The sequence below is a fragment of the Microcoleus sp. S28C3 genome (assembly GCF_036700785.1).
GTDB classification, from domain to species: domain Bacteria; phylum Cyanobacteriota; class Cyanobacteriia; order Cyanobacteriales; family Microcoleaceae; genus Microcoleus; species Microcoleus asticus.
On the sequence record NZ_JAUBPO010000235.1, the window covers coordinates 1 to 3636 of the forward strand.

The 3636-nt window shown below is 48.7% G+C and carries 4 protein-coding genes; 3 read left to right on the forward strand and 1 reads right to left on the reverse strand.

Going from position 1 to position 3636, the window contains the following annotated elements; genetic code table 11:
• The first annotated feature begins 289 nt into the window (after positions 1 to 289).
• On the forward strand, positions 290 to 592 hold the full coding sequence (locus QUA13_RS31945; protein ID WP_333205038.1) for a hypothetical protein: 303 nt from the start codon (positions 290 to 292) through the stop codon (positions 590 to 592).
• 30 nt (positions 593 to 622) lie between these two features.
• The gene (gene groL / locus QUA13_RS31950) at positions 623 to 2314 is read left to right on the forward strand and encodes a chaperonin GroEL (protein WP_333205040.1); all 1692 of its coding nucleotides are present in this window, start codon (positions 623 to 625) and stop codon (positions 2312 to 2314) included.
• A 318-nt stretch (positions 2315 to 2632) separates the two neighbouring features.
• Here groL and QUA13_RS31955 read toward each other — a convergent pair whose 3' ends face one another.
• On the reverse strand, positions 2633 to 2890 hold the full coding sequence (locus tag QUA13_RS31955; protein WP_050813024.1) for a DUF2811 domain-containing protein: 258 nt from the start codon (positions 2888 to 2890) through the stop codon (positions 2633 to 2635).
• Positions 2891 to 3100: 210 nt separating this feature from the next.
• Between QUA13_RS31955 and QUA13_RS31960 the strand changes: the two genes are divergently transcribed.
• Positions 3101 to 3361 (forward strand): hypothetical protein, encoded by a 261-nt coding sequence (locus QUA13_RS31960; protein WP_333205042.1) that lies wholly within the window; start codon positions 3101 to 3103, stop codon positions 3359 to 3361.
• Positions 3362 to 3636 lie beyond the last annotated feature (275 nt).

Genomic DNA, 3636 nt, shown 5'->3' on the forward strand with positions numbered 1-3636 from the left:
AAGGAAGAAGGAAGAAGGAAGAAGGAAGAAGGAAGAAGGAAGAAGGAAGAAGGAAGAAGGAAGAAGGAAGAAGGAAGGAGGTTCGGCAGCGGATTTTGTAACGGATTTAACGGATGGATGCTGAAGGAAGAAGGAGTCTTCCCCAAAGTTTTTAGCAATTAAGAACCTCCTAATAGTCTTGGCGGTTGCTATAGAAGGTAGAAGTTTTAAAAAAGAATAGAAGCTCTATCCAAAGGTAGATGACCGAAAACACAAGTTAAGAAATTTTGAATAAAAATTCTGCTTGGGGATGACGTGCCATAAAAGTTGGGTTTGGGGCCGAACCAAAATTCGATCGAGATGTCACAAACCACATTATATCTGCGGGACAGGATATCTGTGGGGACACGATATCTGCGGGGACACGATATCTGTGAGGACACGGCAGTGCCGTGTCCCTACATACCCGCTGTGGGGACACGGCAGTGCTGTGTCCTTAGCTACTGGCAACGATCGCCCAAATCTCCAATCCGCCCCCGGAATCCCCCGCAGCATTGGGGCGCGCTACAATCAAAAATTGATCGGTTTAGCACTCAGACTCAGAGAGTGCTAAATTTGCTAATGTAAGCGACAGGAGACAAACATGACCAAAATAGTTGCATTTAGCGACAAATCTCGGCGGGCACTAGAACGCGGCGTCAATCAACTCGCCGATGCTGTCCGCATCACCTTGGGCCCGAAAGGCCGGAATGTCCTATTGGAAAAGAAATACGGCGCTCCCCAAATCGTTAACGACGGTATCACCGTTGCTAGGGATATCGAGCTCGAAGATCCCCTGGAAAATGCCGGCGCTCGCTTAATTCAAGAAGTCGCCTCCAAAACTAAAGATATCGCAGGCGACGGCACAACAACCGCAACGGTTATAGCTCAATCCCTGATTCGCGAAGGTTTGAAGAATGTCGCTGCTGGCGCGAACCCAGTCGCGCTGCGCCGGGGTATTGAAAAAACGATCGCCCACTTGGTACTGGAAATCGAGAAATTGGCGAAACCCGTCGAAGGGGCTGCAATTGCTCAGGTCGCCACAGTCTCCGCCGGTAACGACGAAGAAGTCGGCGCAATGATTGCCCAAGCAATGGAAAAAGTCACGAAAGACGGCGTAATTACTGTTGAAGAGTCGAAATCTCTGACAACAGAATTGGAAGTTGTCGAAGGGATGCAGTACGATCGCGGATATCTTTCTCCGTATTTCGTCACTAACACCGATCGCATGGAAGTTGAGTACGAAAACGCTCGTATCCTGATTACCGACAAAAAAATTAGCTCAATTCAAGAACTAATTCCAGTTCTCGAAAAAATCGCCCGCACCGGTCAACCGCTGCTAATTATCGCCGAAGATATTGAAGGCGAAGCTTTGGCAACTCTGGTAGTCAACAAAGCCCGCGGCGTATTGAACATTGCAGCAACGAAATCTCCCGGATTTGGCGATCGGCGCAAAGCTATGCTTCAAGATATCGCCGTGCTCACCGGCGGTCAACTGATTTCCGAAGAAGTCGGACTCAGCATCGATACCGCAACCCTAGAAATGCTCGGTACCGCCCGCAAAATTACGATCGACAAAGAAAACACGATCATTGTTGCTGGCGAAGAACACAAAGCTGACGTGCTAAAACGGATCGAGCAAATCCGCAAGCAGCTAGAAGCGACGGATTCCGACTACGACAAGGAAAAGCTAACCGAACGCATCGCCAAACTCGCCGGCGGCATCGCTGTAATTAAAGTCGGCGCAGCTACCGAAACCGAGCTCAAAGACCGCAAACTGCGTATTGAAGACGCTCTGAACGCTACTAAAGCTGCTGTGGAAGAAGGTATCGTTGCCGGAGGCGGCACGACGCTACTTCACCTGATTACAAAAATAGATGCGATCAGAAATACTTTAGACGCCGAAGAACAAGTAGGCGCTGACTTGGTTGCTAAAGCTTTGGAATCACCTTTGCGTCAAATTGCTGATAATGCCGGCGTTGAAGGTTCAATCGTCATCGAGCGAGTGCGGGCGAGCGAGTTCAACATTGGCTACAACGCTCTCACCGACGTGTACGAAGATATGATTGCCGCTGGGATTATTGACCCCGCTAAGGTGGTGCGATCGGCTTTGCAAAATGCCGGTTCCATCGCTGGTATGGTTTTGACCACTGAAGCTGTGATTGTCGAAAAACCCGAGAAGAAAAAAGCCGGCGGCGACATGGGCGACATGGGCGGCATGGGCGGCATGGGCGGCATGGGCGGCATGGGCGGCATGGGTGGCATGGGCGGCATGGGCGGCATGGGCATGATGTAGTCTTTAGTCTTCAGTCATTAGTCTGTAGGGTGCGCCATAAGCACCATTGGTGTAAACAAGCGCGTCTTATGTAGTACCGTCTAATGTTTGAGGATTAGGGCAGCTTATCCCCCCGGCGCCCCCCTGATAGTCCGGGGGGACTTGAAGCTATCAAAGTCCCCCTTCTTAAGGGAGATGCAATGGGGATCGGAACTAAGCTAAAAGCGAGAGTTCTCATGAATTTTAAGCTTGAGTTGGCACCTATGTAGTGCGCGCCGTACCCGATCGATCGACTAAGATTCTTCCAAGAAATGGCGTCTCCCCCTCTCCCAATCTCCTTTAAGACGAAGGAGTTACATTGTTGCTGTGCAAGTCTTGAGGAGATTGAAACAGAGTTTCGAGATAAACTCTCGCAGCTTGGCGATAGCTGCGCGAAGCTTCAGGCGTACCGCTATCGGCATTTTGCAACAAAAACAGCGACAGGGCCGCGCAAAATACTCGGTCTAGATCCCATTCGGGATGGGTTTCCAGGTACGTTTTGAGAGAATCGTGCAGCGTTTCGGGAATTTCGGCAAAAATACTGACTGTTGGGTTCATCATTTTTTTTAGTCTCGCTAATAAATTGAAAACAGAACCCCCCTTCGGCTGGATACAGGTGCAGGCACAGCCGAAATCAGAGCGCTTTTTTTTAGGTCGGTCGCATCATTGTGCGCTATCAGGGGGTGGGTTTGTCAATGTTGCGAAATATTACAAATTCCTTTAGATAAAAAAAAGGTTTACCAAATAATAAGCTTTTCAAGGCATTTATTGTTACATATCTTTATGGTGTCAGGGTTTTATGAGGGATTGGGCAGCAAGTTAACGAAATCCCCAATTCCGCAGCAAGATGCTACCGTGCCGTTAATTTCTGTGGAAAACTTTGTCGAATCTGTGGAAAACCTCAGACTTGCCTGTGGAAACGCTGTGGAATGTTTAGGGAAAAGTCAGGGAAAAAATAAGAATTGCAAAGGGCATGGGGCATGGGCATGGGGCATGGGGCATGGGGCATGGGGCATGGGGCATTGTTGACTGTTGACTGTTGACTGTTGATTAATGTTATTGGTTATTTGTTATTAGCCACTGCAAAGGATTAACAACTGACAACTGGCAACTGACAACTGACAACTGACAACAGTCAACTGACAACAGTCAACTGACTAAGTGCCAATCTGCCGGTTTTTGGCGGATGGTTGCCAATTCTGCAGGCGACATTTTGTCGAGATTGGCTAACGGGACTTAAACAAATTTTAAGCCCAAACAAAGCCTAAACTGGCTTTATAAGCGGAGAATACGTCCCAATTTTG

Coding starts and splice junctions, on each gene's coding strand:
- QUA13_RS31945 (WP_333205038.1), top strand. CDS start 290: ATGACGTGCCATAAAAGTTGGGTTTGGGGCCGAACCAAAATTCGATCG.
- groL (WP_333205040.1), top strand. CDS start 623: ATGACCAAAATAGTTGCATTTAGCGACAAATCTCGGCGGGCACTAGAA.
- QUA13_RS31955 (WP_050813024.1), bottom strand. CDS start 2,890: ATGAACCCAACAGTCAGTATTTTTGCCGAAATTCCCGAAACGCTGCAC.